1 protein-coding gene is annotated in these 463 nt (G+C 57.5%); it reads right to left on the reverse strand.

Features of this window, described 5'->3' with window-relative positions:
- The coding region (locus D7Y13_RS46340; protein ID WP_158626222.1) for a hypothetical protein at positions 1-463 on the reverse strand (463 nt) is incomplete at both ends.

Genomic DNA, 463 nt, shown 5'->3' on the forward strand with positions numbered 1-463 from the left:
GTGCCACCGGGGCCGGTGTAGTCTTCGACGGACTGGATGTAACCGTTGAAACGCGTGACGGTGATGGTGCCGATATTACCGAGAATCTCGGAGGGAATGGCATCGTCGTCGCTAGCTGCGATCGGCCCCCAAGTAGTGGCGGTGATGCTCTTGATGGCAGGGGTCTCCAGATCGTCATCACCAGCGTCGACCCCGGTGAGGTTGCCTTTCACGCTGATCTTGCCGAGGTCGTAGCTGGGACCTCCGTCGTCGTGGGCATTGATGGTAAACCCGTCGACCAGACCATTGCCTCCTTCTCTTTCTTTCCTGATGACTTTCACGGCGATGTTGGCGCCGTTGAAAATGGAATTGGTCGTGAGATCGAGGATGGGATCTTCGTTGGTCTGGGTGTCGTTGCCGTTCATCGCGGCCGCGAGTTGGTCGTTCTTGCCCTTGCTGCTGGTGATTTTGACTTGGTCTCCGT

The organism is Corallococcus praedator, assembly GCF_003612125.1.
GTDB classification, from domain to species: Bacteria; Myxococcota; Myxococcia; order Myxococcales; family Myxococcaceae; genus Corallococcus; species Corallococcus praedator.